The organism is Peribacillus sp. NPDC056705 (assembly GCF_043656335.1).
In genome coordinates this window covers 15,676-42,139 of the sequence record NZ_JBHTYI010000028.1, presented here as the reverse complement: position 1 = coordinate 42,139, position 26,464 = coordinate 15,676, and the positions used below count along the sequence as shown (strand labels likewise).

Annotated in this window: 23 protein-coding genes, 1 other RNA gene, 1 pseudogene and 1 other annotated feature; of the genes and pseudogenes, 20 read left to right on the top strand and 5 right to left on the bottom strand. The window is 42.1% G+C overall.

The annotated features are described in order from the left end of the window. Nucleotides 1–10 precede the first annotated feature (10 nt). From ACFRAK_RS22545 to ACFRAK_RS22485, 13 genes and pseudogenes are all read left to right on the top strand, one after another. A complete protein-coding gene (locus ACFRAK_RS22545) occupies nt 11–184 on the top strand; it encodes a hypothetical protein (RefSeq protein ID WP_034308777.1) in 174 nt (57 codons plus the stop codon). A gap of 78 nt (nt 185–262) precedes the next feature. Next, nucleotides 263–499: a binding site (T-box leader), on the top strand. Nucleotides 500–596: 97 nt separating this feature from the next. Further along, a complete protein-coding gene (gene hisS, locus ACFRAK_RS22540) occupies nt 597–1,868 on the top strand; it encodes a histidine--tRNA ligase (RefSeq protein ID WP_387604440.1) in 1,272 nt (423 codons plus the stop codon). 12 nt (nt 1,869–1,880) lie between these two features. Then, the gene (gene aspS, locus ACFRAK_RS22535; RefSeq protein ID WP_387604438.1) at nt 1,881–3,650 is read left to right on the top strand and encodes an aspartate--tRNA ligase; all 1,770 of its coding nucleotides are present in this window, start codon (nt 1,881–1,883) and stop codon (nt 3,648–3,650) included. Between the two features lie 86 nt (nt 3,651–3,736). Continuing rightward, nucleotides 3,737–3,922: non-coding RNA, 6S RNA (ssrS, locus tag ACFRAK_RS22530), on the top strand. A gap of 162 nt (nt 3,923–4,084) precedes the next feature. After that, a pseudogene (locus ACFRAK_RS22525) lies at nt 4,085–4,324 on the top strand (alanine-zipper protein); the annotation flags it as partial. Between the two features lie 158 nt (nt 4,325–4,482). Then, a complete protein-coding gene (locus tag ACFRAK_RS22520; protein ID WP_394572542.1) occupies nt 4,483–5,454 on the top strand; it encodes an NERD domain-containing protein in 972 nt (323 codons plus the stop codon). A gap of 216 nt (nt 5,455–5,670) precedes the next feature. Next, nucleotides 5,671–6,819, top strand: a complete 1,149-nt coding sequence (locus ACFRAK_RS22515) for a M20 family metallopeptidase (RefSeq protein WP_387706034.1) — start codon at nt 5,671–5,673, stop codon at nt 6,817–6,819. Nucleotides 6,820–6,930: 111 nt separating this feature from the next. Continuing rightward, on the top strand, nt 6,931–7,692 hold the full coding sequence (locus ACFRAK_RS22510; protein WP_394572541.1) for a tRNA threonylcarbamoyladenosine dehydratase: 762 nt from the start codon (nt 6,931–6,933) through the stop codon (nt 7,690–7,692). Nucleotides 7,693–7,877: 185 nt separating this feature from the next. After that, on the top strand, nt 7,878–9,065 hold the full coding sequence (locus ACFRAK_RS22505; RefSeq protein WP_387604432.1) for an ABC transporter substrate-binding protein: 1,188 nt from the start codon (nt 7,878–7,880) through the stop codon (nt 9,063–9,065). Between the two features lie 76 nt (nt 9,066–9,141). Next, nucleotides 9,142–10,020 (top strand): branched-chain amino acid ABC transporter permease, encoded by an 879-nt coding sequence (locus ACFRAK_RS22500; RefSeq protein WP_098369668.1) that lies wholly within the window; start codon nt 9,142–9,144, stop codon nt 10,018–10,020. A 13-nt stretch (nt 10,021–10,033) separates the two neighbouring features. Continuing rightward, nucleotides 10,034–11,005 (top strand): branched-chain amino acid ABC transporter permease, encoded by a 972-nt coding sequence (locus ACFRAK_RS22495; protein WP_394572540.1) that lies wholly within the window; start codon nt 10,034–10,036, stop codon nt 11,003–11,005. Then, entirely contained in the window at nt 10,980–11,759 is a 780-nt protein-coding gene (locus ACFRAK_RS22490; protein WP_076365036.1) for an ABC transporter ATP-binding protein, read from the top strand. Before ACFRAK_RS22495 ends, ACFRAK_RS22490 begins: the two co-directional genes overlap by 26 nt. Beyond that, a complete protein-coding gene (locus ACFRAK_RS22485) occupies nt 11,759–12,466 on the top strand; it encodes an ABC transporter ATP-binding protein (protein WP_387604428.1) in 708 nt (235 codons plus the stop codon). Before ACFRAK_RS22490 ends, ACFRAK_RS22485 begins: the two co-directional genes overlap by 1 nt. Before the next feature lie 201 nt (nt 12,467–12,667). Here the strand turns inward: ACFRAK_RS22485 and ACFRAK_RS22480 are convergent, their stop codons facing one another. Further along, nucleotides 12,668–13,132 carry a DinB family protein gene (locus ACFRAK_RS22480; RefSeq protein ID WP_394572539.1) on the bottom strand — a complete coding sequence of 155 codons (465 nt, stop codon included), beginning with the start codon at nt 13,130–13,132 and terminating at the stop codon, nt 12,668–12,670. A 759-nt stretch (nt 13,133–13,891) separates the two neighbouring features. Between ACFRAK_RS22480 and ACFRAK_RS22475 the strand changes: the two genes are divergently transcribed. The 5 genes from ACFRAK_RS22475 to ACFRAK_RS22455 all read left to right on the top strand — a co-directional run bounded on the left by ACFRAK_RS22475 (nt 13,892) and on the right by ACFRAK_RS22455 (nt 18,551). Next, nucleotides 13,892–15,070, top strand: a complete 1,179-nt coding sequence (locus ACFRAK_RS22475) for an ABC transporter substrate-binding protein (protein WP_387604424.1) — start codon at nt 13,892–13,894, stop codon at nt 15,068–15,070. Nucleotides 15,071–15,232: 162 nt separating this feature from the next. Continuing rightward, nucleotides 15,233–16,111, top strand: coding sequence for a branched-chain amino acid ABC transporter permease (locus tag ACFRAK_RS22470; protein WP_260284831.1), 879 nt, complete (start codon nt 15,233–15,235; stop codon nt 16,109–16,111). 13 nt (nt 16,112–16,124) lie between these two features. After that, nucleotides 16,125–17,090 carry a branched-chain amino acid ABC transporter permease gene (locus ACFRAK_RS22465; RefSeq protein WP_260284830.1) on the top strand — a complete coding sequence of 322 codons (966 nt, stop codon included), beginning with the start codon at nt 16,125–16,127 and terminating at the stop codon, nt 17,088–17,090. Continuing rightward, nucleotides 17,062–17,844 (top strand): ABC transporter ATP-binding protein, encoded by a 783-nt coding sequence (locus ACFRAK_RS22460; protein WP_034308746.1) that lies wholly within the window; start codon nt 17,062–17,064, stop codon nt 17,842–17,844. Before ACFRAK_RS22465 ends, ACFRAK_RS22460 begins: the two co-directional genes overlap by 29 nt. Next, the gene (locus tag ACFRAK_RS22455; protein ID WP_192205910.1) at nt 17,844–18,551 is read left to right on the top strand and encodes an ABC transporter ATP-binding protein; all 708 of its coding nucleotides are present in this window, start codon (nt 17,844–17,846) and stop codon (nt 18,549–18,551) included. The genes ACFRAK_RS22460 and ACFRAK_RS22455 overlap by 1 nt, the downstream gene beginning before the upstream one ends. A 61-nt stretch (nt 18,552–18,612) precedes the next feature. Here the strand turns inward: ACFRAK_RS22455 and ACFRAK_RS22450 are convergent, their stop codons facing one another. Then, nucleotides 18,613–18,747, bottom strand: a complete 135-nt coding sequence (locus tag ACFRAK_RS22450) for a hypothetical protein (RefSeq protein WP_394572538.1) — start codon at nt 18,745–18,747, stop codon at nt 18,613–18,615. A 330-nt stretch (nt 18,748–19,077) separates the two neighbouring features. On the opposite strand from ACFRAK_RS22450, the gene ACFRAK_RS22445 reads away from it, so the two are divergent. Further along, nucleotides 19,078–20,961: a S8 family serine peptidase gene (locus ACFRAK_RS22445; protein WP_394572537.1), complete on the top strand. Its 1,884-nt coding sequence runs from the start codon at nt 19,078–19,080 to the stop codon at nt 20,959–20,961. Nucleotides 20,962–21,168: 207 nt separating this feature from the next. On the opposite strand, the gene tnpB is transcribed toward ACFRAK_RS22445, so the two are convergent. The 3 genes from tnpB to ACFRAK_RS22430 all read right to left on the bottom strand — a co-directional run bounded on the left by tnpB (nt 21,169) and on the right by ACFRAK_RS22430 (nt 24,096). Beyond that, nucleotides 21,169–22,374: an IS200/IS605 family element RNA-guided endonuclease TnpB gene (gene tnpB / locus ACFRAK_RS22440; protein ID WP_394572536.1), complete on the bottom strand. Its 1,206-nt coding sequence runs from the start codon at nt 22,372–22,374 to the stop codon at nt 21,169–21,171. 642 nt (nt 22,375–23,016) lie between these two features. Beyond that, nucleotides 23,017–23,196 carry a helix-turn-helix domain-containing protein gene (locus ACFRAK_RS22435; RefSeq protein ID WP_387604416.1) on the bottom strand — a complete coding sequence of 60 codons (180 nt, stop codon included), beginning with the start codon at nt 23,194–23,196 and terminating at the stop codon, nt 23,017–23,019. A 63-nt stretch (nt 23,197–23,259) separates the two neighbouring features. Next, nucleotides 23,260–24,096, bottom strand: a complete 837-nt coding sequence (locus ACFRAK_RS22430) for a phosphodiester glycosidase family protein (protein ID WP_394572535.1) — start codon at nt 24,094–24,096, stop codon at nt 23,260–23,262. 790 nt (nt 24,097–24,886) lie between these two features. Between ACFRAK_RS22430 and ACFRAK_RS22425 the strand changes: the two genes are divergently transcribed. Beyond that, complete coding sequence (locus tag ACFRAK_RS22425; protein WP_394572534.1) at nt 24,887–26,389, top strand: CDP-glycerol glycerophosphotransferase family protein; 1,503 nt, start codon at nt 24,887–24,889, stop codon at nt 26,387–26,389. The last annotated feature ends 75 nt before the right edge of the window (nt 26,390–26,464 follow it).

Genomic DNA, 26,464 nt, shown 5'->3' with positions numbered 1-26,464 from the left:
AGGGAACCACATGAAATTCAGCGAAAAAGATCAAACGAGCTTAAGCGGAGGCAATCAAGTACTGGGTGTCGATTTTCACGATTTCATTCAAAAGGAACAAAGCGCAAACCTTGTTGAATTGGCATCCGAATTCGGGGTCAATGTCCGGACGATCAAAAATTTGAAAAAACGTTTGAACCAATAAAATGCGACAAAATCCTCAGTCTGCCTTGACATTTGATGTTAACGTCCGTATGATTATAAAATATCAGACTTATTACTGCAATAACCAATGATGGAGAAGAGTAATTAAGAAACACATGAAAAGAGAGGAAATGCCGAGGCTGAAAGCATTCCACATGATGACTTAATGAAAGAACCCTCCGTAGGCTTCACTCCGAACGGATTTACTTAATAGGAGATGGACGTAAAACAGGCGTTAACTGTTCTTGAGCGGGGGCACTTTTTTTGTGCTTCAACTAGGGTGGCACCACGGGATATCCAAACTCTCGTCCCTTGTAACGGATAAGTTACAAGGGGCGGGAGTTTTTTGTTTGGAAAAAATCAGTATAGCGCCGTATCAGAAATGGCGTCTTGCTTTAAAGGAGGAAACACATATGTCTATTCAGATTCCTAGAGGTACCCAGGATTTATTGCCTGGCCAAACGGAAATTTGGCAGTATATCGAGAACACAGCGCGTGAGATTTGTCACCGTTACCAATATAAAGAAATCCGCACACCGATTTTTGAGCATACGGAATTATTTTTACGTGGTGTAGGGGATACAACCGATATCGTCCAAAAAGAAATGTATTCATTTCAAGATCGCGGTGAAAGGAACTTAACCCTTCGTCCTGAAGGCACTGCATCGGTTGTACGGTCATATATCGAGAACAAAATGTTCGGGTGGGCCAATCAACCGGTCAAGCTTTATTATATCGGGCCGATGTTCCGTTACGAACGTCCGCAAGCAGGCCGGTTCCGCCAGTTCGTTCAATTCGGCATTGAAGCTTTAGGAAGCAAGGATCCCGGAATCGATGCAGAGGTTCTGTCACTTGCGATGAACCTTTACAAGGAACTTGGTTTGAAAAAGCTGAAACTTGTGATCAACAGCCTTGGTGATAAGGAAAGCCGGACAGCGCATCGCAATGCGTTAATCAAACATTTCGAACCGCGCATCGGCGAGTTTTGCGGCGATTGTCAAAACCGTCTCGAAAAAAATCCTTTGCGTATCCTGGATTGCAAAAAGGATCACGATCACGAATTGATGAACACGGCTCCTTCCATCATTGAATATTTAAATGATGAATCCCGTATTTATTTCGAAAAGGTGAAACAGCACTTAACCGATTTGGAAATCGATTTCGTCGAAGATCCGACCCTAGTGCGGGGCTTGGATTACTATAATCATACCGCATTTGAAATCATGAGTGATGCAGAAGGCTTTGGCGCCATCACTACCCTTTGCGGAGGCGGCCGTTATAACGGGCTGGCTGAAGAACTTGGCGGACCGGAAACACCAGGAATCGGCTTTGCACTTAGCATTGAACGCCTGATTGCTGCCCTCCAAGCAGAAAGCATCGAGCTTCCGATCAAAAAGGGAATTGACTGCTATCTTGTTTCATTAGGTGAAACAGCCAAGGATTATACCGTCAAACTTGCCCATCAATTGCGGAATGCCGGTTTTACCGTCGAAAAAGACTATCAAGACCGTAAAGTGAAAGCACAATTCAAATCAGCCGACCGCCTTGAAGCAAGATATGTGGCGACACTCGGGGATGATGAATTGGCAAATAATAAAATCAATGTGAAGTTCATGGAAACCGGTGAACAAGTCCAAATGGATCTTGCTACATTCGTAGAACAATTCAAAAAGCTTCAGGCTTAAGGGGGAAATACCATGTTTGGCAGAACATACTTCAATGGTGAAGTGACAGAAGCAGCTATTGGTGAAAAAGTAACATTAAAAGGATGGGTACAAAAACGTCGGGATTTGGGCGGGGTCATTTTTATCGACCTACGTGACAGAAGCGGAGTCGTCCAAGTCGTTTTCAATCCGGACATCTCGGCAGAAGCACTGGCCACAGCCGAAAAGATCCGTAATGAATACGTCCTTGATATCCAAGGAACAGTCATCAAACGTGATGAAGCCAACTTCAATCCGAACGTAACAACAGGGACCGTCGAAGTTCAAGCTGAAAACGTTACAATTTTAAACGAAGCAAAGACCCCTCCATTCATCATTGATGAAAGAACCGATGTATCAGAAGATATCCGCTTGAAATATCGTTATTTGGACCTGCGTCGCCCAGCGATGTTCGAAACGCTGAAAATGCGTAACCAAACAACAAAAGCGATCCGTGATTACTTGGACGGTGAAGGCTTCCTTGATATCGAAACACCTATCTTAACGAAAAGCACACCTGAAGGAGCACGTGATTATTTAGTGCCTAGTCGTGTACACGAAGGTGAGTTCTATGCACTTCCGCAGTCACCGCAAATCTTCAAGCAGCTATTGATGGTATCCGGTTTCGAACGTTATTATCAAATTGCCCGCTGCTTCCGTGATGAAGACTTACGTGCTGACAGACAGCCTGAATTCACGCAAATCGATATTGAAACAAGCTTCATGAGCCAAGAAGATATCATCAACACCGCTGAAAACATGATGGCTAAAGTGATGAAAGAAGTAAAAGGATTGGACGTAACACTGCCATTCCCTAGAATGACGTACAATGAAGCGATGGGCCGTTACGGTTCCGACAAACCGGATACACGTTTCGGAATGGAACTTAAAGATGTTTCCGAAATCGTCAAAGACAGTGACTTCAAAGTGTTCACCGGCGCTGTTGCAAACGGCGGACAAGTTAAGGCGATCGTCGTTAAGGACGGAAATGCGGACTATTCCCGTAAAGATATTGATGCATTGGCTGAATTCGCAGCGATTTACGGTGCAAAAGGCCTTGCATGGCTGAAAGTAGAAGAAGACGGCGTAAAAGGGCCAATCGCCAAATTCTTCGCAGAAGATCAAGAGCAATTAGTATCTGCATTGGAAGCTGAAGTGGGCGATTTAATCTTATTCGTCGCAGATAAGAAAGGCATAGTCGCCGATGCACTTGGTGCACTTCGCAACAAGCTTGGTAAAGAAAGAGGCTTGATCGATCAAAGCAAATTCAACTTCCTATGGGTGACGGACTGGCCATTATTTGAATATGACGAAGAAGAAGGACGCTACTATGCAGCACACCATCCATTCACAATGCCATTCCGTGAAGACATGGACAAACTGGAATCAGACCCAGCAAGCGTCCGTGCACAAGCATATGACCTTGTCTTGAACGGCTACGAACTTGGCGGTGGATCACTGCGGATATTCGAACGCGACGTTCAGGAAAAAATGTTCAAAGTACTTGGATTCTCCGAAGAAGAAGCAAACGCACAATTCGGCTTCCTAATGGATGCATTCGAATACGGAACGCCGCCACACGGCGGGATTGCCCTTGGACTGGACCGCATGGTCATGCTGCTTGCAGGCCGTACGAACCTACGCGACACCATCGCGTTCCCGAAAACAGCAAGCGCAAGCGACCTGCTCGTTGACGCACCAAGTACTGTAAGTGACAAGCAATTGGCCGAACTTAACCTAAGACTTGCTGCACTTAAAAAATAATTCATTTGGAAAAAATATGAAAAAATACCTAGGTGTTTTTTCTTGAAACAGTGTTAAGCATTATGATATGATGTCTTCAATAAGTAAGAGTCCTGATGTGTTCGTTCTTTAACCTATAAGTTTTGACCGAACACTTATAGTTACCGGGAGCACTAGTTTCCTGGCCGCGTAAAAGCCTCCCTCGAAGAGGACTTACAAACGCGAGGAACCGAGCACCCACCTGCGGAGAGCGGGTTCAAAACAAAGGCGTAAACGGCACAATTGGGACTCTTACACCTTACAAAGCAACTCATGTTAAACAACATGGGTTTTTTTGTGCGTCAAAATGGTTAACTCACGAGTAAATGGCGTTAATCTACGAGTAAAACGCAAATTTACGAGTAAACAGTGGAAACTCACGAGTAAAAGGCGAGAATTCACGAGTAAATGGCGCGAACTCACGAGTAAATGGCGCGAACTCACGAGTAAATGGCGCGAACTCACGAGTAAATGGCGCGAACTCACGAGTAAATGGCGCAAACTCACGAGTAAATGGCGCAAACTCACGAGTAAACAGCGTAAATTCGCGAGTAAATGACACAAACTCACGAGTAAACAGCGTAAACTCACGAGTAAAACGCAAATTCACGAGTAAACAGCGTAAACTCACGAGTAAAACGCAAATTCACGAGTAAACAGTGGAAACTCACGAGTAAATGGCGCGAATTCACGAGTAAGCTACAAATCTCATGAATTAAATAGCGCAAACTCACAGTAAAACGAGTGATTTCATTTCCTAGCAGGAAAAAAGGGCATTTATAAAGAAGCTAACGGAGAAGGAGTTGATGTATGGATGCTAAAACCGTGTGAAATGCCTATGAAAATGCTCAAACTGGAGGCATTAAGCAGGAGGCTTTCAGCCAATCATCCAAAACAGGAAAGAATCAGGAACGACTTCCAGAAAATCCGTGCAGGATATAACGGGGAGCGGAGTATCGGAAAAGAGCTGAAGAATCTTCCGAAAGAATATTGTGTATTTCATGATTTGAGATTAAGCTGCGATGGGAGCCGATATTTTCAATTGGATTTCCTAATATTCACCCGGAATTACGGTATCATCATTGAAGTGAAAAATTTTGCGGGAACGCTCTATTTTGACCGCACCTATCCCCAATTGATTCGGACAAAAGATGGACAGGAACAGGCATATCTGGATCCGCTAATCCAGGTTGACGTGCAAAAATCCCGATTAAATGATTGGCTTACTTTTAACAATTTCCCCTCGTTGCCGATTGAAACGCTCATTGCCAATGCAAACTCGAATACCATCATCAGGACTACCCCAGGTTTTACCCCCATTTTCAAAAAAATCACGGGAAAAGAAACTCTGTTAACCAAAATTCACACTCTTGAAGAAAAGTATCCTCCTGAGCTATTAACCCAAAGGCAAAGGAATAGACTTTCGAACACGATTCTGCATAAAAACACTCCTCATAATCCTGATATACTCGAATTGTATCAAATTGATGAGCAAGATCTGCTCAAAAGCGTTCAATGTCCTGAATGCTCTGCTCCCCATATGCAATATCACTGGGGCAAATGGGCATGCAGTCAATGTTCTTACGCCGCGAAAGATGCCCACATTCAAACTCTTCGTGATTTTGCTCTCCTCATAAAACCCAATATAACAAATAAACAAGCACGGCTCTTTTTACAAATCGATTCAATTGATATCATGCAACGGATGCTATCTTCACTGGAATTGCCTTATTCGGGGCAATTTAAAAATAGAGTTTATAAACTTGATGGATTAATTCACGAGTAAATGACGGAAATTCACGAGTAAACAGCCCAAATTCACGAGTAAATAGTGCAAACTAGCGAGTAAACAGCCCAAACTCACCAGTAAAAACCCCAAACTAACGAAAAAATCCCAAAAACCATCGAATTAGCTTAAATTCCAGCATTTAAGTAACATTCCGCAATATAGATTCGTAAATTATAGTAAGGTTGAGCGATAGTCAGCCAAGGATAGAAAGTAGTGAGGGCATTGAAAGATTTATTGTATGCAAAGAGGATGGAAATGCTTCAATTAGTGGAGCGGCTAGTGAATATAGATAGTGGTTCTCATACGAAAAAGGGTATTGATGAAATTGGTTCGATTTTAAAAGCGAAATTTGAAAGTCTGGATTTTATTGTGAATATCGTTGAGCAACAGAATCATGGCAATCAGCTGGTCATCCAGCATCGTGATGCGCATCAGCCGCATATTCTGGTCGTCGCCCATATGGATACGGTTTTTCCGGAAGGCACAGCGCAAAAACGTCCTTTTAAAGTGAAAGGAAGTCGGGCATACGGTCCTGGTGTAGCGGATATGAAGTCCAGTTTGGTTGAGCTTTTTTATGCGGTCCTTTGCTTGAAACAGACGGGGCAGACAGGCTATAAGCATATCCAAATCATTCTTAATAGTGATGAGGAGATCGGATCTCCGTCGTCCGCTTCACTCATATCCGAAAAAGCGGCCAATAAGAAGTTCGCGTTAATTCTTGAACCGGCTAGGACGGATGGTTCTCTTGTCACGGCAAGAAGAGGCTGCGGTCAGTTTAAAGTGGATATCGTCGGGGTGGCTGCCCATTCAGGAATCGAACCGGAAAAGGGACGAAGTGCGATTGAAGAATTGGCCCATAAGATCATCGCCTTACACCGGTTGAATGATCAACAGAAAGGAATCAGTGTCAATGTTGGCATGATTGAAGGAGGTTCCGCTGTCAATACGATCGCTTCCCATGCTGCTGCTTTTGTGGATGTGCGGATTTCGGAAAAAAAACAGGAAGGCATCATCCTCCAGCAACTGAAAAAAATCTGTGCTGAAACCTATATTCCAGGAACGAAAACGACATTAAGCGGGAAAATGGACCGGTCCCCCATGGAAAAAAATGTGAAAACTAACTTGCTTTTAGAGACGATCCGTCAGGCCGGGAAGGAAATCGGCATCGAGATCACGGATACGGCCACGGGTGGAGGTTCGGATGCTTCCATCACGTCTGATTTGGGAATTGCGACAGTGGATGGGCTCGGGCCAATTGGAGGTAATGCACATAGTGAAGAGGAGTATTTGGAAATTCCAAGCCTGACGGAAAGGACTCTCCTATTGGCAACCATCATTCAAAAATTATCAAAAATGACCTAGTGCACCAATTCCGATTAGACTGCTCATATTTCGCTTGTCATTAATGATGTTTATGATATATTGTTAATTGGGAAGCTAAATAAGAACAGAATTTATTGGAGTTGAATATATATGCTGCATCAGTTTTCACGAAATGAATTGGCAATTGGCAAGGAAGGAATCGATATTCTGAAAAATACGACCGTTGCTGTCCTGGGTGTTGGAGGCGTTGGTTCATTTTCAGCCGAAGCATTGGCACGTACCGGGGTAGGCCGTATTATTCTTGTGGATAAAGACGATGTCGACATCACGAATGTAAACAGGCAGATCCATGCTCTATTATCAACAGTCGGTCTACCGAAAGCGGAATTGATGAAAAATCGCATTCAAGATATCAATCCCGACTGCGAAGTGATCGCTCTTAAAATGTTCTATACTGAAGAGACGTTTGAAGAATTCTTCAGTTATGGCCTGGACTATGTCATTGATGCATCGGATACGGTCATTTATAAGATCCATGTGATGAAGGAATGCCTGAAACGGAATATCAAGGTGATTTCAAGCATGGGGGCCGCTAATAAGATGGACCCGACGCGTTTTCAAATTGCCGATATCTCCAAAACGCATACCGATCCGCTTGCCAAGGTCATTCGTACTAGATTGCGTAAAGAGGGAATAACAAAGGGAATTCCCGTTGTTTTCTCCGACGAGAGCCCTATTGTCATTCGTGAGGATGTCCGAAAAGAAGTCGGCAATGATGAGGCAAAAATCCGTAAAGCCCAAATGCCACCGTCTTCGAATGCTTTCGTACCATCCGTTGCAGGTTTAATTGCAGCAAGCTGGGTGATCAATGATATATTGAAAGACATTGAAGTTCGCCGTGTAAATGATTGATAAAAAAAAACTGACTCTATAAAGGGTCAGTTTTTTTTGTCGAATAGTAGATATTCCTTTTAATAACTTTTTTATCCATATCATATAGACGGGGTCGAAAGAATGAGATACACTATTTTCAGAATATTGTTTTTATTCAGATATTCTGTTTGTTTAAAAGAACACACAAAACAAGGGGGTTTCAAATGAAGAAGAAAAAGCTAGCAGGAGTGTTTCTATCACTTTCATTGGTTGCAGGGGCGCTGGCAGGTTGTAGCGGCGACTCGAAAACTAGCAGTTCAGGCGGAGGTTCTTCAAAATCGGATGACACAATTAAAATTGGGGCCAACCTTGAATTGTCTGGTGGTACGGCATCATTCGGCCAATCGGCTGCAGATGGTTTGAAACTAGCCATCGAAGAGATTAATAAAGAGGGCATCAATGGTAAGAAACTGGAAATCGTTAAGGTTGATAATAAATCAGATGCAGCAGAAGCTACAAGCGGTTCGATCAAGTTAGTCAGCCAGGACAAGGTTGTGGCTGTAGTCGGATCTGCGACAAGCACGAATACATTGGCACAGGTTCAAGTCGCACAAGATAATAAAGTTCCTCTACTCACACCAACTGCAACAAATCCCGACATTACCAACAAAGCTGGAAAATTAAATGATTATGTGTTCAGAACTTGCTTTATCGATCCATTCCAAGGTACGGTGGCAGCCAATTTCGCATCTGACGAAATAGGGGCAAAGACGGCTGCAATCTATGTGGATAGCGCAAGTGATTATTCTAAAGGACTGGCCGCGGCTTTTAAAGAAGCGTTCACTGCCAAGGGCGGTAAAATCGTGGCGGAAGAAGCTTATGTAACGAAAGATACTGATTTCCGTTCTACATTGACACGTATCAAATCCGCAAAGCCGGAGTTCGTTTTCCTTCCTGGTTATTATGAAGAAGTCGGATTGATCTTAAAACAGGCACGTGAAGACGGCATAGACCTTCCATTCATGGGCGGGGACGGCTGGGATTCCCCGAAGGTCGTTGAAATTGCCGGAGCGGATGCTTTAAAAAATACCTATATCACGAATCACTATTCCCCGGAAGATGAAGATGCCAAAATCCAGGATTTCGTTGCAGCCTTCGAAAAGGAATACGGTAAAACACCGGATGCCTTTGCCGCACTTGGCTATGACACTGGGTACTACCTGGCCGATGCCATCAAGAGATCTGGAGATGCTTCTCCTGAAAAAATCAGAAAAGCATTGGAAGATGTCAAAGATCTTCAATTAGTTTCCGGAACACTGAACCTTGATGAAAATCATGATCCGATCAAATCGGCGACCATTCTGGAATATGTAGATGGCAAACAAACGTTCAAGACAAAAATCAATCCATAATACCTAACGTGGATAGGGGGCAAGTTCCCCCTATTCTATATTCACTTAAAAAACACCTTAACGGGGAGAGTGCAATATGGAACTGATTCAGCAATTGGTAAATGGCATTTCACTCGGAAGCATTTATGCTTTGATCGCGCTTGGTTATACGATGGTATATGGAATCGTCAAGCTCATAAACTTCGCCCATGGAGACGTATTCATGGTCGGTTCATTTGTAGGGTTTTACGCCATTACCGTAATGGACTTATCCTTCATCCCGGCTTTATTGATTTCGATGGTCACATGTGCCATCTTTGGCGTTTTAATTGAACGCATTGCTTACAAACCCCTTCGTAATGCAACACGGATTGCGGCCTTGATAACGGCCATCGGTGTTTCCCTTCTTATAGAAAATGGGCTGATTTACATCCGGGGCGCCCAGCCGGAAGCCTATCCAAATAATGTCCTTCCGATGGATAAACTCGATATATTGGGAGTTTCCATCAGCAGTCAATCGATATTGATCTTATCTGTTTCCATCATATTAATGATCATCCTACAATTCGTTGTCCATAAAACCAAAATCGGCAAAGCGATGCGTGCCGTTTCATTCGATTCCGAAGCGGCAAAGCTGATGGGAATCAATGTGAATAATACGATTTCGGCTACGTTCGCCATAGGTTCGGCCCTTGCAGGGGCGGCCGGTGTCATTTTTGGAATCTACTATATTAAAATCGAACCGTTGATGGGTGTCCTTCCTGGCCTTAAAGCATTTGTTGCAGCCGTCTTGGGCGGCATCGGGATCATTCCGGGAGCGATGGTCGGCGGTCTGCTGCTTGGGGTGATCGAAGCTTTGGTCAGTGCAGCCGGTTACTCATTATGGCGCGATGGTGTGGCTTTCGTCGTACTTATCTTGATTTTGATTTTCTTGCCGCAGGGACTGTTCGGTAAAAATAAAAGAGAAAAAGTATAGGGGAGACATGGCGATGACTACTTTAAAGAATTCAAAGGGTTTTTGGCTCTCGATCGTGCTCGCACTTATTTTTTTCGGAATCATGCAGTATATCATTTCACACGGTATCCTCAATCCATTTTATATCAACACGCTCATGTTCATTGGCATCAATATCATGCTGGCGACGAGCCTTCATTTAATCATTGGAATAACCGGGCAGTTTTCGATCGGACATGCAGGTTTTTTAGCGGTTGGGGCCTATGCCTCCGCAGTCATGACAATGAAGCTGGAACTTCCTTTCATCATAGCAATATTGGCTGGAGGCGTCATCGCAGCTGTTGCGGGTATGGTGATCGGGATTCCCAGCTTGCGCCTGAAGGGGGATTACTTGGCGATAGCTACCCTTGGATTTGGGGAAATTGTCCGGATCGTCCTTTTGAATATTGACTATGTAGGCGGGGCAAGCGGGATGCAGGTATCTCACCTGACCACTTGGCCATGGGTGTTTGCTTGTGTCATGATCACCGTCTTAGTTATCAGGAATTTTACCAATTCGACTCACGGGCGTGCATGCATATCCGTGAGGGAAGACGAAACGGCGGCAGATGCGATGGGAATCAATACGACCTATTATAAAGTGGCGGCTTTCGTCATCGGAGCATTTTTTGCCGGAATTGCCGGGTCGCTGTATGCCCATAATTTTTATATTATCCAGCCATCGAATTTCGGTTTCCTGAAATCCTTCGATATACTGATTTTCGTCGTACTTGGCGGTCTTGGAAGTCTTTCAGGTTCGGTTTTATCCGCAATTCTATTGACGATCGTGACGACATTCCTTCAGGATTATCCGGAAACGAGGATGATCATCTACAGTCTTGTCCTGATCCTGATGATGATTTTCCGCCCGCAGGGTTTAATGGGAACAAGAGAAATCACATCATTGTTCAAACATAAAAAAACGAAAGGGGGCAAAAAGGATGGAAGCCACAATACCGTTGCTTAAAGTAGATTCGGTGGGTATCCGTTTTGGCGGATTGAAAGCGGTGTCCGATGTGAACGTCGAATTATTTCCAGGGGAACTAGTGGGCTTGATCGGACCGAATGGAGCCGGGAAAACGACCTTCTTCAATTTATTGACGGGGGTGTATGTTCCTACAGAAGGAACGATTGCCTTGAACGGGGAAAATCTAAATAAGCAGCCGCCATATAAAATTACCCGGAAAGGGATTTCGAGGACCTTTCAAAATATTCGCCTCTTCAGTGAATTATCCGTGATCGATAACGTGAAGGTTGCTTACCACTCGCTTGCCAAGCATGGAATAGCAAGCTCCATATTCCGGGTGCCGGGACACTTTTCCGGGGAAAAGGAAATGAATGAAAAGGCGCTGGAATTCTTGAGGATATTCAATCTTGATCATTTTAAGGATGAAAAAGCGAAGAATCTTCCATACGGACAGCAAAGGCGGCTGGAAATTGCCCGTGCTCTTGCCGCCAATCCGAAACTCCTTTTACTGGATGAACCCGCAGCTGGGATGAACCCGCATGAAACGAAAGAATTGATGAACCTCATTGCTTTTATCCGGAGGGAATTCAATCTTACCGTCTTGCTCATCGAACATGATATGTCATTGGTCATGGGGGTATGCGAACGGATTTATGTCCTTGATCATGGACAGCTTATCGCTCACGGAAAGCCGGAAGAAATCCGCAACGATCCAAAGGTTATCGAGGCATATTTAGGGGAGGAGGTTTCCTGATGCTGAAAATAGAGGACATCAATGTTTATTATGGCAATATCCAAGCGTTGAAAGGGGTTTCCATGGAGATAAACGAGGGGGAGATCGTGACATTGATCGGGGCGAACGGAGCGGGAAAAAGCACGCTGCTCAAAACGATATCCGGCCTGTTAAAACCAAAGCAAGGAAAAGTTCTGTTCGAAGGCAATCCGATCGGAGGAAAAGCTGCCCAGTCCATCGTGAAAATGGGCATATCCCATGTACCTGAAGGGCGCCGTGTCTTTGCTAACATGACGGTTTCCGAAAACCTGGAACTTGGCGCCTATTTGCGAAAAGACAAAGAGAACATTAATAAAGACATGAAAAAGGTCTATGAATTATTTCCGAGACTGTTGGAGAGAATCAAACAGCAGGCGGGCACGCTTTCAGGCGGAGAACAGCAGATGCTTGCAATGGGCCGGGCTTTAATGGCGAAACCACGTTTATTATTGCTCGATGAACCTTCGATGGGCCTTGCACCGCTTCTGGTGAAGCAAATATTCAACATCATCCAGGAAATCAGTGAGTCCGGCACAACGATCCTTTTGGTCGAGCAAAACGCCAACCTTGCCCTATCCATTGCAGATCGGGCTTATGTCGTTGAAACGGGCCGGATCGTCCTCTCGGGCAATGCCGATGAACTCACTTCAAGTGAAGAAATAAAAATGGCCTATTTAGGAGGCCATTGAACTGCCGTTTGGCCGTTTGAGTTTGTAGACCAAAGGAGTTGTATTCAAATTTTAGGCTTTGTTAAGCAGTATTTGTCGTTTTTTAGGTAAAATACCGGGAACGTCCGATTTGGACGTTCCCGTTCTTATTCCATTAAAACCCCCTATAATGGAATAGCTTTTAATGAAGCTTCATTAAAAGCTGCGTTTCTCTGGCCAAGCTCATTGCATTTTACTAAGGAATACAATTTGCCCAATATGATATGCGTCGTGCATGGCTAAACTCTTCAGTTCAAGCACTAATGGATTATCTCCTGGAACCTGTCTATACAAATCTTCATGTTCTGATTTTGCTAGTATTTTTCCAAGTTCACGATGAACATAAAAGTATTCTTGTTTTGTTTCCTTCCAATTTTTTAACGTCTCAGTTGGTAATCGAAATGTAGAGTCATTATTTTCTGCCTGTGGTTCATTCGCTGTTTCACCAAGAAATCGCATCAGATATCTCTTTTCAAAGAAAAGTAAATGACAAACTAATTCCCAAATGGAATTCATTGCCCCATCAGCTGGTTTCCAAATTGCCTGTTCAAAAGTGATGTCTTCTAGCACTTTTTCAAGTGGTGGAAACCAATCTTCTTCATCTAAGCAGCTTGCCCATTGTTGTAACAAAAGTGTCTTGACATCCATTTTCCATTCCCCCCAATTTAATCCCTTTGGTCAAAATTCATTTGCGGCGTGTTGTAGATAGCTAACTAATTAAGGTGTCATGCCAATCCCTTGTTCAATTAAACTGGCCCTTTAACGGAACAATGAATGTTCTGTTATTTAAAAGATTCTGATAACCTTAGTTTATTATAAGCTTTATTAACTGAGAAAGAACAACTGTCTAAAACCATTTTGGTTATCGTAAACGCCATTTGGCGGTTTTTTTGATTGATATGCATAATATGCAGGGAAATGAAAGCAAGGGATATTCATGCATGATTTTATACATCCAGTATAGTAATATTCAATTTTGATATAGGAATTAAGACTAAAAAACAATGAAAAAACTGGGTTTAATTCCCTATCGATATACTTGTATTTTGGTAAAAATGTAAGTAATAGGATGAAGAAAATAAGAAAATGAATAAATTTTTTTGAGCAATAATTAAAGAGTTTACAATACCACTATAATTAAATTATCAGTTTTTTCTGATTATATAGCATATTTTCGCAATATTTAAAATATACGAAGATAAAAATGATATAGTTCTACCTGTGAAAAATATCCTATTTAGCGAAATCTTCTCACAATTATTGTATAGACGGAATGAAAATTATGCGGTAAACTATTTTTCGAAATATTAATTTAATTTGAAACATTTCATCTAATCAATTTTTTCTGAGGCATCTTGAATAAATATTCATGCATCAGAGTTTGATTACAAAATGGGGGGATTATTTATGAAAAAGAAAAAGTTAGCAGGTGCATTCCTTTCTCTTACACTTGCTGCAGGAGTGCTGGCTGGTTGTTCCGGCTCTGGTTCATCAGAAAAAACAAGCGGGGATGGAGATACGATCAAGATTGGTGTCAACCTTGAATTATCTGGCGGCGTAGCTTCATATGGACAATCGATTGCAGAAGGCCTGGAGCTTGCGACTGCAGAAATCAATAAAGAAGGCATTGACGGTAAAAAAATCAAACTTATAAAAGTCGATAATAAATCTGAAGCGTCTGAAGCGACAAGCGGAGCGATCAAGCTGACATCACAGGATAAGGTTGCAGCGATCGTCGGTGCAGCGACAAGCACGAACTCGATTGCCCAAGTGCAGATTGCCCAAGATAATAAAGTGCCGGTCATCTCACCATCTGGTACAAGCCCTGAAATCACTTTCAGCAAGGATAAATTGAACGATTATATTTTCCGGACAAGCTTCATCGATCCGTTCCAAGGAACGGTAGCTGCGAATTTCGCCACTAAAGAAATCAAAGCGAAGAGTGCAGCCATCTATATTGACAGCGCAAGTGATTATTCAAAAGGGTTAGCAGCAGCCTTTAAAGAACAATTCGAAAAAAATGGCGGAAAAATCGTGGCTGAGGAAGCTTACATTGCGAAGGATACTGATTTCCGTTCTACATTGACTCGTTTGAAATCGGCAAAACCTGACTTCATTTTCCTTCCTGGTTACTATGAGGAAGCTGGCCTAATCGTGAAGCAGGCACGTGAAACTGGACTTGACGTTCCATTCATGGGCGGCGACGGCTGGGATTCTCCTAAGCTAGTTGAAATTGCCGGTGCAAAAGCTCTAAATAACACATTCATCACGAACCATTATTCTTCAGGTGACCCTGATAAGAAAATTCAGAATTTTGTGTCAGCGTTCAAAGCGAAGTACAAAGATAAATCCCCGGATGCATTTAACGCTCTAGGATATGACACAGGATACTTCCTTGCAGACGCGATTAAACGTGCTGGTTCAGCGGATTCAGAAAAAATCAAAGAGGCGCTGGAAAAAACGGCGGACCTTGAGCTAGTAACAGGTACATTCACATTGGATGAAAAACATAATCCAATCAAATCTGCTACCATCCTTGAATTTAAAGAGGGAAAACAAGTATTCAACACAAAAATCAATCCTTAATTTCGGAGGAAAACTCCATCATTTCGCCGGCCCTTCGTCAATAAGAAGGTGCTGGCGAATTCTCATTTTCAAAGCATACCAGGTCACTGAACATCCCCATTACGGAATGAAAAGAGTTTGGACTAATCATTCATAAAATTAGATTTTCAAGGAGAGTCGAACATGGAATTGATACAACAGTTAATAAACGGGATTTCACTAGGAAGTATTTATGCCCTTATCGCTCTCGGATATACGATGGTTTACGGGATTGTTAAATTGATAAACTTCGCACATGGCGATGTATTCATGGTCGGCTCATTCGTTGGGTTCTACTCGATAACGGTGCTGGATCTGTCATTCATTCCCGCCCTATTAATCTCGATGACGGTCTGTGCGCTGTTTGGGGTTTTGATCGAGCGTATCGCGTACAAGCCATTGCGTAACGCAACACGTATTGCGGCACTTATCACGGCCATCGGTGTTTCCCTTTTGATCGAATACGGATTCATCTACGTCCGCGGTGCACAGCCGGAAGCTTATCCGAATGATGTATTGCCGACAGAAAAGTTCGATATTTTTGGAGTTTCCATCAATAGTCAATCGGTTTTGATTTTTGGAGTGGCCGTAGTCCTGATGATCATCCTTCAAATCATCGTTCATAAATCAAAAATTGGAAAAGCGATGCGTGCCGTTTCCTTCGACGCGGATGCAGCTAAGCTGATGGGGATAAATGTAAATAATACGATTTCTGCCACCTTTGCAATCGGTTCCGCATTAGCGGGGGCAGCAGGCGTCATTTTCGGTATTTACTATATTAAGATTGAGCCGCTCATGGGTGTGCTTCCGGGATTGAAGGCATTCGTTGCCGCCGTACTTGGAGGGATCGGGATTATACCGGGCGCGATGGTCGGTGGCTTATTGCTAGGTGTCATCGAAGCTTTGGTCAGTGCCGCCGGTTACTCATTATGGCGTGATGCTGTAGCCTTCGTCGTACTGATTCTTATCTTGATTTTCATGCCACAAGGCTTATTCGGTAAAAACAAAAAAGAAAAAGTATAGGGGAGACAAAGCAATGACTACAATTAAGCGAGCAAAAGGTTTTTGGCTCTCGATTTCACTATCATTGATCTTTTTCGCCGTAGTTCAAGTGTTAATAGGCGGCGGATCGCTAAATCCTTTTTATCAAAATACGCTCATGTTCATCGGGATCAATATCATTCTGGCAACTAGCCTGCACTTGATCATCGGGATAACCGGACAGTTCTCCATCGGACATGCCGGATTCCTGGCAGTCGGTGCCTATGCTTCAGCCGTTATGACGATGAAGCTGGAAATGCCGTTTTATGCGGCATTGATAGTCGGAGGTTTGGCGTCAGCGTTGGCGGGATTGATCATCGGAATTCCAAGCTTACGCTTAAAAGGTGACTACCTGGCGATTGCGACCCTCGGTTTTGGGGAAATCGTCCGGATCATGCTTTTGAATATCGATTATGTCGGCGGCGCGAGCGGCATGCAGGTTTCCCATTTGACCACTTGGCCGTGGGTATTCGCTTCCGTCATCATTACGATCATCGTCATCCGAAACTTTACTAGCTCGACCCACGGCAGGGCCTGCATATCGATCCGCGAGGACGAGACGGCTGCCGATTCGATGGGAATCAACACGACGTATTACAAAGTTGTCGCGTTTGCAATCGGTGCTTTTTTTGCCGGTATTGCTGGAGGGCTTTACGCTCATAACTTCTATATCATTCAGCCATCGAACTTTGGATTCCTGAAATCATTCGATATTTTGATCCTAGTGGTACTTGGCGGTCTTGGAAGCCTTTCCGGTGCCGTATTGGCCGCGATATTACTGACGGTAGTCACGACTTTCCTGCAGGATTATCCGGAAACGCGAATGATCATTTACAGCCTTGTGCTTATCGTGATGATGCTCTATCGTCCACAAGGTTTAATGGGGACAAAAGAAATAACATCCATGTTCAAACGTAAAGGAGGAAGCAGCCATGAAAAAAATAAAAACACCGCTGCTTAAAGTCGATTCAGTCGGCATCCAGTTCGGAGGGCTTAAAGCCGTTTCTGATGTTAACGTCGAGTTATATCCAGGAGAATTAATTGGCTTGATCGGGCCGAACGGCGCTGGAAAAACAACTTTCTTTAATTTGCTGACAGGAGTTTACGTCCCTACAGAGGGCACCATTTCTTTGGAAGGTGAGAACTTAAGAAAACTGCCTCCATATAAAATCACGCAAAAAGGGATCAGCCGGACATTCCAGAACATTCGCTTGTTCAGTGAACTATCCGTGATCGATAATGTTAAAGTGGCCTATCATTCGCTTTCGAAGCATGGCATTTTAAGTTCGATTTTCCGCATGCCGATCCATTTTAAAGGCGAAAAGGAAATGGATGAAAAGGCGATTGAGTTCCTGAAGATCTTCAACCTTGATCAATATAAGGATGAAAAGGCGAAGAACCTGCCATATGGTAAACAAAGACGTTTGGAAATCGCCCGCGCACTTGCGGCCAACCCGAAACTGCTTTTACTGGATGAACCGGCTGCGGGGATGAATCCCCAGGAAACGCACGAACTCATGAACCTGATTGCCCTCATCCGTGAGAAATTCGATTTGACCGTATTATTGATAGAACATGATATGCCGCTCGTCATGGGTGTTTGCGAACGCATATACGTACTCGATCACGGACAACTGATCGCTCAAGGAAAGCCAGAGGAAATCCGTAACAATCCAAAAGTCATCGAGGCCTATCTGGGCGAGGAGGTTTCATAATGTTAAAAATCGAGGACATCAATGTCTATTATGGAAACATTCAAGCCTTGAAAGGAGTCTCGCTTTCTATTAACGAAGGTGAAATCGTGACCCTTATCGGGGCCAACGGAGCCGGAAAAAGCACGATGCTGAAAAGCATTTCCGGACTATTAAAACCAAAACAAGGGAAAATCATTTATGAAGGGCAATCCATAGGCGGAAAGGCAGCACAATCCATCGTGAAAATGGGCATCTCCCATGTCCCTGAAGGCAGGCGTGTCTTCGCTAACATGTCGGTTGAAGAAAACCTTCAGCTTGGTGCTTATTTACGCAAAGATAAGGCAGGCATCAAGCAGGATATGGAGAAAGTCTATGAATTATTCCCGCGTTTGCTAGAGCGCCTGAAACAGCAATCCGGAACCCTTTCCGGCGGGGAACAGCAAATGCTCGCAATGGGAAGGGCCCTCATGGCCAAGCCCCGGCTCCTGTTATTGGACGAGCCATCGATGGGACTCGCACCATTATTGGTGAAGCAAATCTTTAATATCATCGAAGAAATCAACAAAACAGGTACAACGATCCTGCTGGTCGAACAAAATGCCAACTTAGCACTATCCATAGCGGACAGAGCCTATGTTGTCGAAACCGGCCGAATCGTCCTATCTGGCAAATCAGAGGAACTGACTGCAAGCGAAGAAATCAAGAATGCCTATTTAGGTGGCCATTAAACCTTTTATAGCGATGGACTGCAGGCAAACTCGAGGAAAACCGGGTTTGCCTGCAGTTTTTTTATTTTAAAAAGTTCCAGTTGATTTCAGAAATCAGCTCCCTTTCAGCCGACTGACTGCCAAGCCTCATCAAAGCAAGCGGCTGTGGTGTCTCGGCAAGCCAGTAATTCGGCAGGAGTGCCGCAAATTTCTTCAATATCGTGTTTCATCCATATAAAAAGTAAAAAACATGAATTCGGGTTTTGATACTTCGGCCCCCTTATTTAGACAAAAGTGTTTTTATCTGAATAAGTTGATTGGAACGGAAGGTACGAGACTCCAGCGGGAAAAGCGAGTGCCTGGAGTGGAAATCAAAGTGCAAATTTATAGCGGTTTTTTGGTATTTAAATAAGCTATTTTAACTAGATAAAAAGGTTAGTAAATCCAAATCAGACGGTATACAATCTAGTTAGGAATAAATAGTAGAATTGGTTCATGATATAACCTCATCGATAGCTATTCTTAATCATATTTTTGGAGTGATTGTATGCACAAACTTATTCAGGTTTTATTGCCGGTATTATTACTGTTTATGATTCTGCCAAACTACCAGCCAGATTCTGCTTCTGCAGAAGAGATCCCGCAATCTGATGGTGTCATCGTCAAATATAAAGAGACGAACGATGAGCCGATCAACGAGTTGATAGAAAAAGTGGAGGTTCCTAAAGGGGAAACGACAGACAACGTGATCGAGGAACTTGAAGAACAGAAGAATGTGGAGTATGCAGAACCAAACTACATTTTTAAGAAAATGGAAAGTCCGAACGATCCAGCTTACATAGACCAATGGCATCATAAAAAGCTTGGTACGAGTGCAGCGTGGACCAAAACCATGGGGTCGAAGGAATTGATCGTGGCCATCATTGACGACGGCATCGATCGCAATCACGAAGATTTAAAAGGGAAGATCGTCAATGCCTATGATACGATAAAAAATCGGAAGCATATCGTACCAAAAGGGGCGCATGGAACGCATATCGCGGGTATCATTGCCGGTTCTGCGAACAACGGCATAGGCGGAACGGGTGTTGCCCCGAATGTTAAACTAATGCCGATCAATGTCTTTGATGGAGAGTATGCCAATACGGCCGATATCATTGAAGCAATACATTATGCCGTTCAGCAAAAGGCTAACATCATCAATATGAGTTTAGGAGACACCAGTTATTCGGAGTCCTTTAATAAAGCCGTCCAGGAAGCCTATAAAAAAGGCGTACTGATCGTCGCGGCTGCCGGGAATGAAGGGGATATGGGGAAAAATGTGCAGCGTGTGTACCCAGCCGCATTCAGCCACGTCATTTCTGTAGCTGCCACTGACTCAAGGGACAAGCGTCCCAGTTATTCCAACTACCATTCAACAGTCGATATCGCGGCACCAGGAAGTGATATCCTTTCAACCTTACCTTATGGTAAATACGGCTGGATGAGCGGAACATCGATGGCCACACCGATGGTGGCGGGTGTAGCGGCACTGATTTGGTCCAATGAGCCCAAACTTAACAAAACGGAGGTCGAATACCGCCTCTATGATTCAGCCGTGGACCTAGGTGCAAAAGGGAAAGACATATACTATGGAAACGGGCGGGTCAATGCCAAAAAAGCACTCGAGATGAAGACGCTGACCAAACCGGCCGTGACCGCGATATCCGATAAGGACACCAAGATCAACGGGAAAATCCCGACTGATTTTAAAACGGGGACAGTATCCATTTATACCGATAAAAGCCAACTCGCCACAGTGAAAATCAACGGCGAAAAAACCTTTACGGCGACTATTGCCAAACAAACAGCCGGAACGACCATCTCTACCAGGCTAATCGATGAATCGGGAAATAAAAGTATACCCGTTTCATTTAAAGTGGCAGATAAAACGGCTCCTGCAAGACCTTCCGTAAATACGGTAGGTGACAATACCGTCAAAGTAACCGGCAAAGCGGAAGCGGGCTCTTCCGTCACTGTCAAAACCGGCAGTACGATTTTAGGTAAAGCAAATTCCAACAGCGCAGGGAATTTCACCGTAACGATGTCAAAAAAACAAAAAGCCGGAAAAGTCCTATCCGTTACAGCAACCGATAAAGCAGGAAATGTTAGCTCGATCAAAACCGTGACCGTCGCAGACAAAACAGCACCAAGTAAACCGACGGTCAACACAGTAACCACAAAAACGACAAAAGTAACAGGCAAAGCAGAAGCCAACTCCACAGTATCCATCAAAGCATCAGGAAAAGTGATCGGCTCTGCCACAGCAACGGCAAAAGGTACATTCTCGGTTAAAATCCCCAAACAAAAAGCCGGGCAGAATCTATATACCTATGCCAAAGACAAAGCGAAAAACGTAAGCGAATCAAGAAAAGTAACGGTTAAAAAGTGATAGAAAAACAAGAACAGCCCCCAATACTCAAATTGGGGGCTGCTCTTGTCAATCTCTATTTCCATACATCAATTCCGTGCTTCGGCTGTAAAGTTCAATGATATTACCGAAAGGATCTTCACATTGAACTACCCATCACTTATCGACCTTATAGTCTGATTGAAGTGGGGGTTTCCTAAGAACATTAGCCTATCAGCCAATTTTTAATTAGGCTATCCCCGTAGTTCCTACGGTTAGAAGCCTTATGGCTTCATTCATTAGATTGAGTCCTGCGTTAATATCTCGATCGTGGTGAGTAGAACAAGAAGGACAATCCCATTCACGAAGATTCAGATGTTTAACGTTTTTATTTTGGTACCCGCAGCTAGAACACAATTGGCTAGAAGCAAACGTTTTAGATACGGTCACGATTTGTTTACCATACCATTTAACTTTGTATTCCATCAATTTTTTGAATTGGTACCAAGACACTTCACTAATCGCTTTAGCTAGTTTGTTATTTTTCATCATATTCGTCACCTTCAAGTCTTCCATTCCAATAACATCGTGGTTTTTGATGATTTCGGTAGAAACTTTATGTAAGTAATCCATTCGGGCATTTGAAATTTTTTCGTGTTGGATAGCCACTTTTCGTTTTTGTTTTTGATAGTTTTTGGCATCAGCCAATGGTTTCTTTTGAATCAAGGCTATTTCTTGTCGCCTTGAAAGAATCCGTTGGGCTTTGGCCAATTTCTTTTCGACCGTACGGAAGAATTTTGGGTTTTGATAGACCGTACCATCTGAAAGAATAGCAAAGTTCTTCAAGCCAACATCTACACCGCACGAACGATTCGTTTTAGGAAGTACTTGTACCTTGGTTTTAGCTAAAACGGAAATGAAATATTTCCCCGATGGGTTCCGCCTGATTGTGGCATTGATGATTCGACCTTCGACTTCGCGGCTTTTAGCAAAACGAACTAGACCGAGTTTAGGTAATTTGATTTGGTTTCCTATTATTCCGATATTTCCATTCGTATGTTTAGTCGTGTAGGACTGGATAGGATTCTTTTTCGATTTGAAGCGTGGTGATTTGTTTTGCTTTTTATAATATCGACTATAGGCATCAGCTAAATTTTCCACCGATTTCTGTAAGGCAATACTGTCTACTTCTTTCAGGAAAGAATACTCTTTCTTTAATGCTGGAAGTTCTTTGATTGTTGCGTATTTATTCAGAAAAGAACCTTTCCATTCATTAGAGGGTAATTGGCCGTTCTGCTTCATTTCTTCACAGATATACCAGAAGGCATCTTTCTCCTTTTGTTTGCCTAAAAAGAAGTTATAGACAAAACGGGAGCAGCCGAACGTTTTATTGATTTGAACTAGTTGATCTTTCGTTGGATAGATTCGAAATTTATAAGCTTTGTTTACAACCATTGGTTTCACCCCCCCCTTATAGTTATTATTACCTATAGAACGTATGTTTGTCAAAGGTTGCTTTGACATATGCAAACATTCATCTCCCCTTACTGTTGGGCTCTAGCCCTTTACACACTGGTAGAGGGAGTCTTCTGGGAAAATGGGAAGCTAAGACAAAGGCTGCCATCGTCACTTTGGATAAAGGTGCAAAAGGCAACCTTACTTGGATTTTAGAAGCTGCACTATAAACCGAAGGATTTAACCCAGGTTTTTTGATTTGGAATTTGGTAAAGCGAGAGGTCTGCTTTATATAAGCTTTAGAAAGCTAAAAAGATATTGCAAATTAGAAGGCAGGTAAAGATACAGTCAATGAATTTATTGAATTTCAATGCATAATCACTTCTGGAAATGACTTGTAACAAAGGGGAGTGACTTTAGATAAAGGCAAAAAAGATACAGAAGACATTGTCATAAATCAGGGAGTGTACGCTTTACTGGATAGCTTTGCAGACTAACATAAGTTCAATCAATCAGATCTTATCAAAATTGCTATCCTCATTTTAAAATACAAATAAGGTGCTGCGATTACGTATCACCTCATCTTTTTTAAAAACTTTTTATTAGCATACAATTTCCAAACGACTTCTGCTTGTATTATTCTTACTTTGATTGTAACCAGTCTAAAAAGTCAGCCTTCAAAACCCTCTTGGCCCGTTTTAAACGAATTAAAGGAAAATCGGGACTTCCCATGTATTCATCAGCCGTTTTTTCACTGACATTTAAATAATTTGCCAAATGCTTTACAGTTAATAATTCTCGTAGTTGTGATATCTCATCCATAATAAAAGCCCTTCTCTAAATGGAGAGGGGCTTAATTATTGTTTGTATAAATTAAAAATTATGCTACTCAGTAAAATATAATATGTCTGATATTTGTCTTTCTTCTCCATCTGAAGGGTGATTTAAGATGCTATCCAAGTAATATAAGGTAGTGCTGCCACCTCCATCTAGATTGTAAGCCCACGTTACCCCTTTGGATTGAAATACCTTTACAAGCTCTGCAAACGTCATGCCATTGGATTCAGACGAACGACCATCCACCGTTATAATGATATATTCATATGGTTTCCTTTGTCCTATCGCAGTTCTTGGCGCACGGACTGTTGTAAACCAATCTTGGTTCTTAAAAGAAGGAACCTTTCCATTAATCAATAACTCAGGCCCAAAATCAAAGATATGTAATGCGCCTTGTTCAAGCATGTCTTCTGACGTTCTTCTTCCATCACCAATAAAGAGTTTGCCATTTTTTCTGATTTCTAGTGGCGCAAAACCCGTTCTGAAAACTTTTCCATCTCGAATGACAGTGCTCCTGGATTTAAACTGAATACCTCCGCCATTAACTGCAAACACAGCTTTGCTTTTTTTTGCTATTTCGGATGTTTCTTCTTTTTTACTACTGAAACTACCGCCTGCAAATTCAGATTTAACTTGTGATACATTCTTTACTTTTATGGTTGAAACCCAATATTTCAGTTTTGATTTAATAACAGGTTGAATTTGTATGTTTAATGTATTTGAATGATATTCATAAAATCCATTGGAATTTAAATGTAACTCATTGGCCAAATCAGAGTTTTCCTGTTTGACGTTTCTTTCAGTATCAGGCTGAATGTCCTTGTCCGTTGTTTCACATCCATATAATAAAAATGTAAAAAATAAGATTACAATAATCTTCCTCATAGTCGCCATAATCCCCTCGCTGCTTGTTTCTTTAGTGTGCCGAACAATTCTATCATATTACGGCTAAATAGGGGAAAGTCACCCTACGGATACTTTAGACGAACTAGCATTTTTTCTCAAGGGTAAAAGTTTTTTAAAATAATAATTACATTGAAGTGTTTAACTATTTATACTATCATAGGTATATTGTCTTTTTTAAAAATATAGGGTGTGACTAAGGTACTGGCAAAAATGTCGCAGGATTATAAGTTCCGGAAAACATGGGGGGAAAGAATTGAAACAAGAAACAATTTATGGTCATCTTGAAAATGGAATTCCTATTTTATCGGATGGCTATTGCCTTTTCAATGGCACAAAGAGTATTAGTAAAAAAAGGAAATACAATATGAAGTATTTCGTGTATAGTAAGGAAACGAACAATACGGTTACACTCTCAGAATATGAACCAATGACAATCTTACAAACAATCACGTTAACGAAAGGTTATGTTAATAAAGAGGGGAAATTAGAGGATGAAAGAATCATTTTCTTCGTAGACACGAACTGCAAACTTTCCTTCGTGAAAACACGCCAAAAAAATCTGCAGATAGACAAAACGCTGGATAAAATAGAGAAAGCCCCGTTTTTCAAAGGTTTAGTATTCCTTTTATTCTTTCGCTTCTTATTTGTTGGGGTCATGCGTGTCAGAAATTATTCGTTCAAAGAAGTATATTTATCGTTCGGTTACGATAAAAGCGTAAATTTTAAAGTGCATTTTCTCTTTCCAGTCAAAATAAGAGAGAAATTTGCAATGAAGACAGGGAAGATATCCATACTCATTCATACTTACTGGTCTTTCGTGCCAATGAAGGAAATTTATCAACATTATGTAAACACTAGCGAGATTAATACGCCTATTTTTATCAAACTCAGTCACGCTGATCATAGTTATTGGTATAATTTTAAATCAGACTCTAAGCACATATACGATAAAAATCATTATCTGTATAACACCCGTTCCTATCGTTTGGGGCAGATGAATAGTGAACTTTTTATCCGAAAGTCTATTACAGGTCAATACGTTATCGTATTGACAAGTATAATGGCCAAAAGCATTATAATAAAAGAAAGATTTGCTTATTTGATTAGCCTTTTTTCACTAAACAAAAAAAAATACGATATCTATTTTGAAAAGTTCAGTGCAGGGGCTTCGGAATCTGCCTTTGAACTGTTTAAATATGCATTCAAGATGGGGGATTCCTGCGTTTATATATTGGAAAAAGGCCACCCCGAATATCAAAATCATAAGCAACAATACGGCAGAGCCCTTGTTGAGAAAAATAGCTTTCTTGCTTTCTATCACATCTTTTTAGCTAGAAGTTTTCAATCTTCCGATCTTGTGGGACATATACAACGCCGATTGTACGATAACGATTACTTAATTAAGAAAAAGGTTCTTTCAACTGATAAAAAAATAATGTTGCAACATGGACCATGTATGGCGACCAATATTTTCGAACGTGGTTACTTTAACCGTAAAGTGCCGATTGCACCTGATTACATGCTCGTAAATTCCAATTTCGAGAAAAACTTATTCCTTAATAATACAGGTTATACGGAAAAAGAATTGATGGTAACAGGGCTGCCTAATATCGATTTATATGTCCAGGAACAACAAAGTGAAAAAAATCAAATTACATTTATGCTTACATGGCGACCATGGGACCTCACAGGAAGCATTGAAGCTGGAAGCTATTTAGACCGGTATTTTTCATTCTTGGAATTGATTCGAAAAGAGAAGTTCTATAAAGATAAAAAAATTAATGTCATACTCCATCCTAAATCAAGAATCATACTTCAAGAACAGTTCCCAGATATTTATGATAAATACGAAGAATCGTTTTATATAGGAGACATAAAGGATGCTCTATTGAGCAGTAAAGTTGTCATATCCGATTATTCTTCCATTACTTTTTATGCGTTTGCAGGTGGTAGTAATGTGATCTTCTATTGGGAAGACAAAGCCTTGGCAGAAGTGGAATATGGCGCTCCTAACATTCTCCAGAAAGAGATTGCTTTTGGCGGCATAGTAGAGACATTCAATGATTTGCATTCTGAAATTGTATACAGTTACAATAACCCGCAATCTCCTTTCCATACTGCACAGTTTTCAAAACTAATGGAGTGCACAAGTGGTCATAATACTAAAAATACCTATGACTACATTCAAAACATAATTTTCCAAAATGAATATAACCCTTTAGAGGAAGAGAGTGAATTTACTATTTCTGAAAAGCAATCTTCTGCTTCTTGATTGTTCTGAATGGAACGTCCACCTGAGACAAAAAGGGTATAAGGCCACCAAATTGGTGGTCTTTATACATTCAAA

Coding starts and splice junctions, on each gene's coding strand:
- ACFRAK_RS22545 (WP_034308777.1), top strand. CDS start 11: ATGAAATTCAGCGAAAAAGATCAAACGAGCTTAAGCGGAGGCAATCAA.
- hisS (WP_387604440.1), top strand. CDS start 597: ATGTCTATTCAGATTCCTAGAGGTACCCAGGATTTATTGCCTGGCCAA.
- aspS (WP_387604438.1), top strand. CDS start 1,881: ATGTTTGGCAGAACATACTTCAATGGTGAAGTGACAGAAGCAGCTATT.
- ACFRAK_RS22520 (WP_394572542.1), top strand. CDS start 4,483: ATGCTAAAACCGTGTGAAATGCCTATGAAAATGCTCAAACTGGAGGCA.
- ACFRAK_RS22510 (WP_394572541.1), top strand. CDS start 6,931: ATGCTGCATCAGTTTTCACGAAATGAATTGGCAATTGGCAAGGAAGGA.
- ACFRAK_RS22505 (WP_387604432.1), top strand. CDS start 7,878: ATGAAGAAGAAAAAGCTAGCAGGAGTGTTTCTATCACTTTCATTGGTT.
- ACFRAK_RS22500 (WP_098369668.1), top strand. CDS start 9,142: ATGGAACTGATTCAGCAATTGGTAAATGGCATTTCACTCGGAAGCATT.
- ACFRAK_RS22495 (WP_394572540.1), top strand. CDS start 10,034: ATGACTACTTTAAAGAATTCAAAGGGTTTTTGGCTCTCGATCGTGCTC.
- ACFRAK_RS22490 (WP_076365036.1), top strand. CDS start 10,980: ATGGAAGCCACAATACCGTTGCTTAAAGTAGATTCGGTGGGTATCCGT.
- ACFRAK_RS22485 (WP_387604428.1), top strand. CDS start 11,759: ATGCTGAAAATAGAGGACATCAATGTTTATTATGGCAATATCCAAGCG.
- ACFRAK_RS22480 (WP_394572539.1), bottom strand. CDS start 13,132: ATGGATGTCAAGACACTTTTGTTACAACAATGGGCAAGCTGCTTAGAT.
- ACFRAK_RS22475 (WP_387604424.1), top strand. CDS start 13,892: ATGAAAAAGAAAAAGTTAGCAGGTGCATTCCTTTCTCTTACACTTGCT.
- ACFRAK_RS22470 (WP_260284831.1), top strand. CDS start 15,233: ATGGAATTGATACAACAGTTAATAAACGGGATTTCACTAGGAAGTATT.
- ACFRAK_RS22465 (WP_260284830.1), top strand. CDS start 16,125: ATGACTACAATTAAGCGAGCAAAAGGTTTTTGGCTCTCGATTTCACTA.
- ACFRAK_RS22460 (WP_034308746.1), top strand. CDS start 17,062: ATGAAAAAAATAAAAACACCGCTGCTTAAAGTCGATTCAGTCGGCATC.
- ACFRAK_RS22455 (WP_192205910.1), top strand. CDS start 17,844: ATGTTAAAAATCGAGGACATCAATGTCTATTATGGAAACATTCAAGCC.
- ACFRAK_RS22445 (WP_394572537.1), top strand. CDS start 19,078: ATGCACAAACTTATTCAGGTTTTATTGCCGGTATTATTACTGTTTATG.
- tnpB (WP_394572536.1), bottom strand. CDS start 22,374: ATGGTTGTAAACAAAGCTTATAAATTTCGAATCTATCCAACGAAAGAT.
- ACFRAK_RS22435 (WP_387604416.1), bottom strand. CDS start 23,196: ATGGATGAGATATCACAACTACGAGAATTATTAACTGTAAAGCATTTG.
- ACFRAK_RS22430 (WP_394572535.1), bottom strand. CDS start 24,096: ATGAGGAAGATTATTGTAATCTTATTTTTTACATTTTTATTATATGGA.
- ACFRAK_RS22425 (WP_394572534.1), top strand. CDS start 24,887: ATGAAGACAGGGAAGATATCCATACTCATTCATACTTACTGGTCTTTC.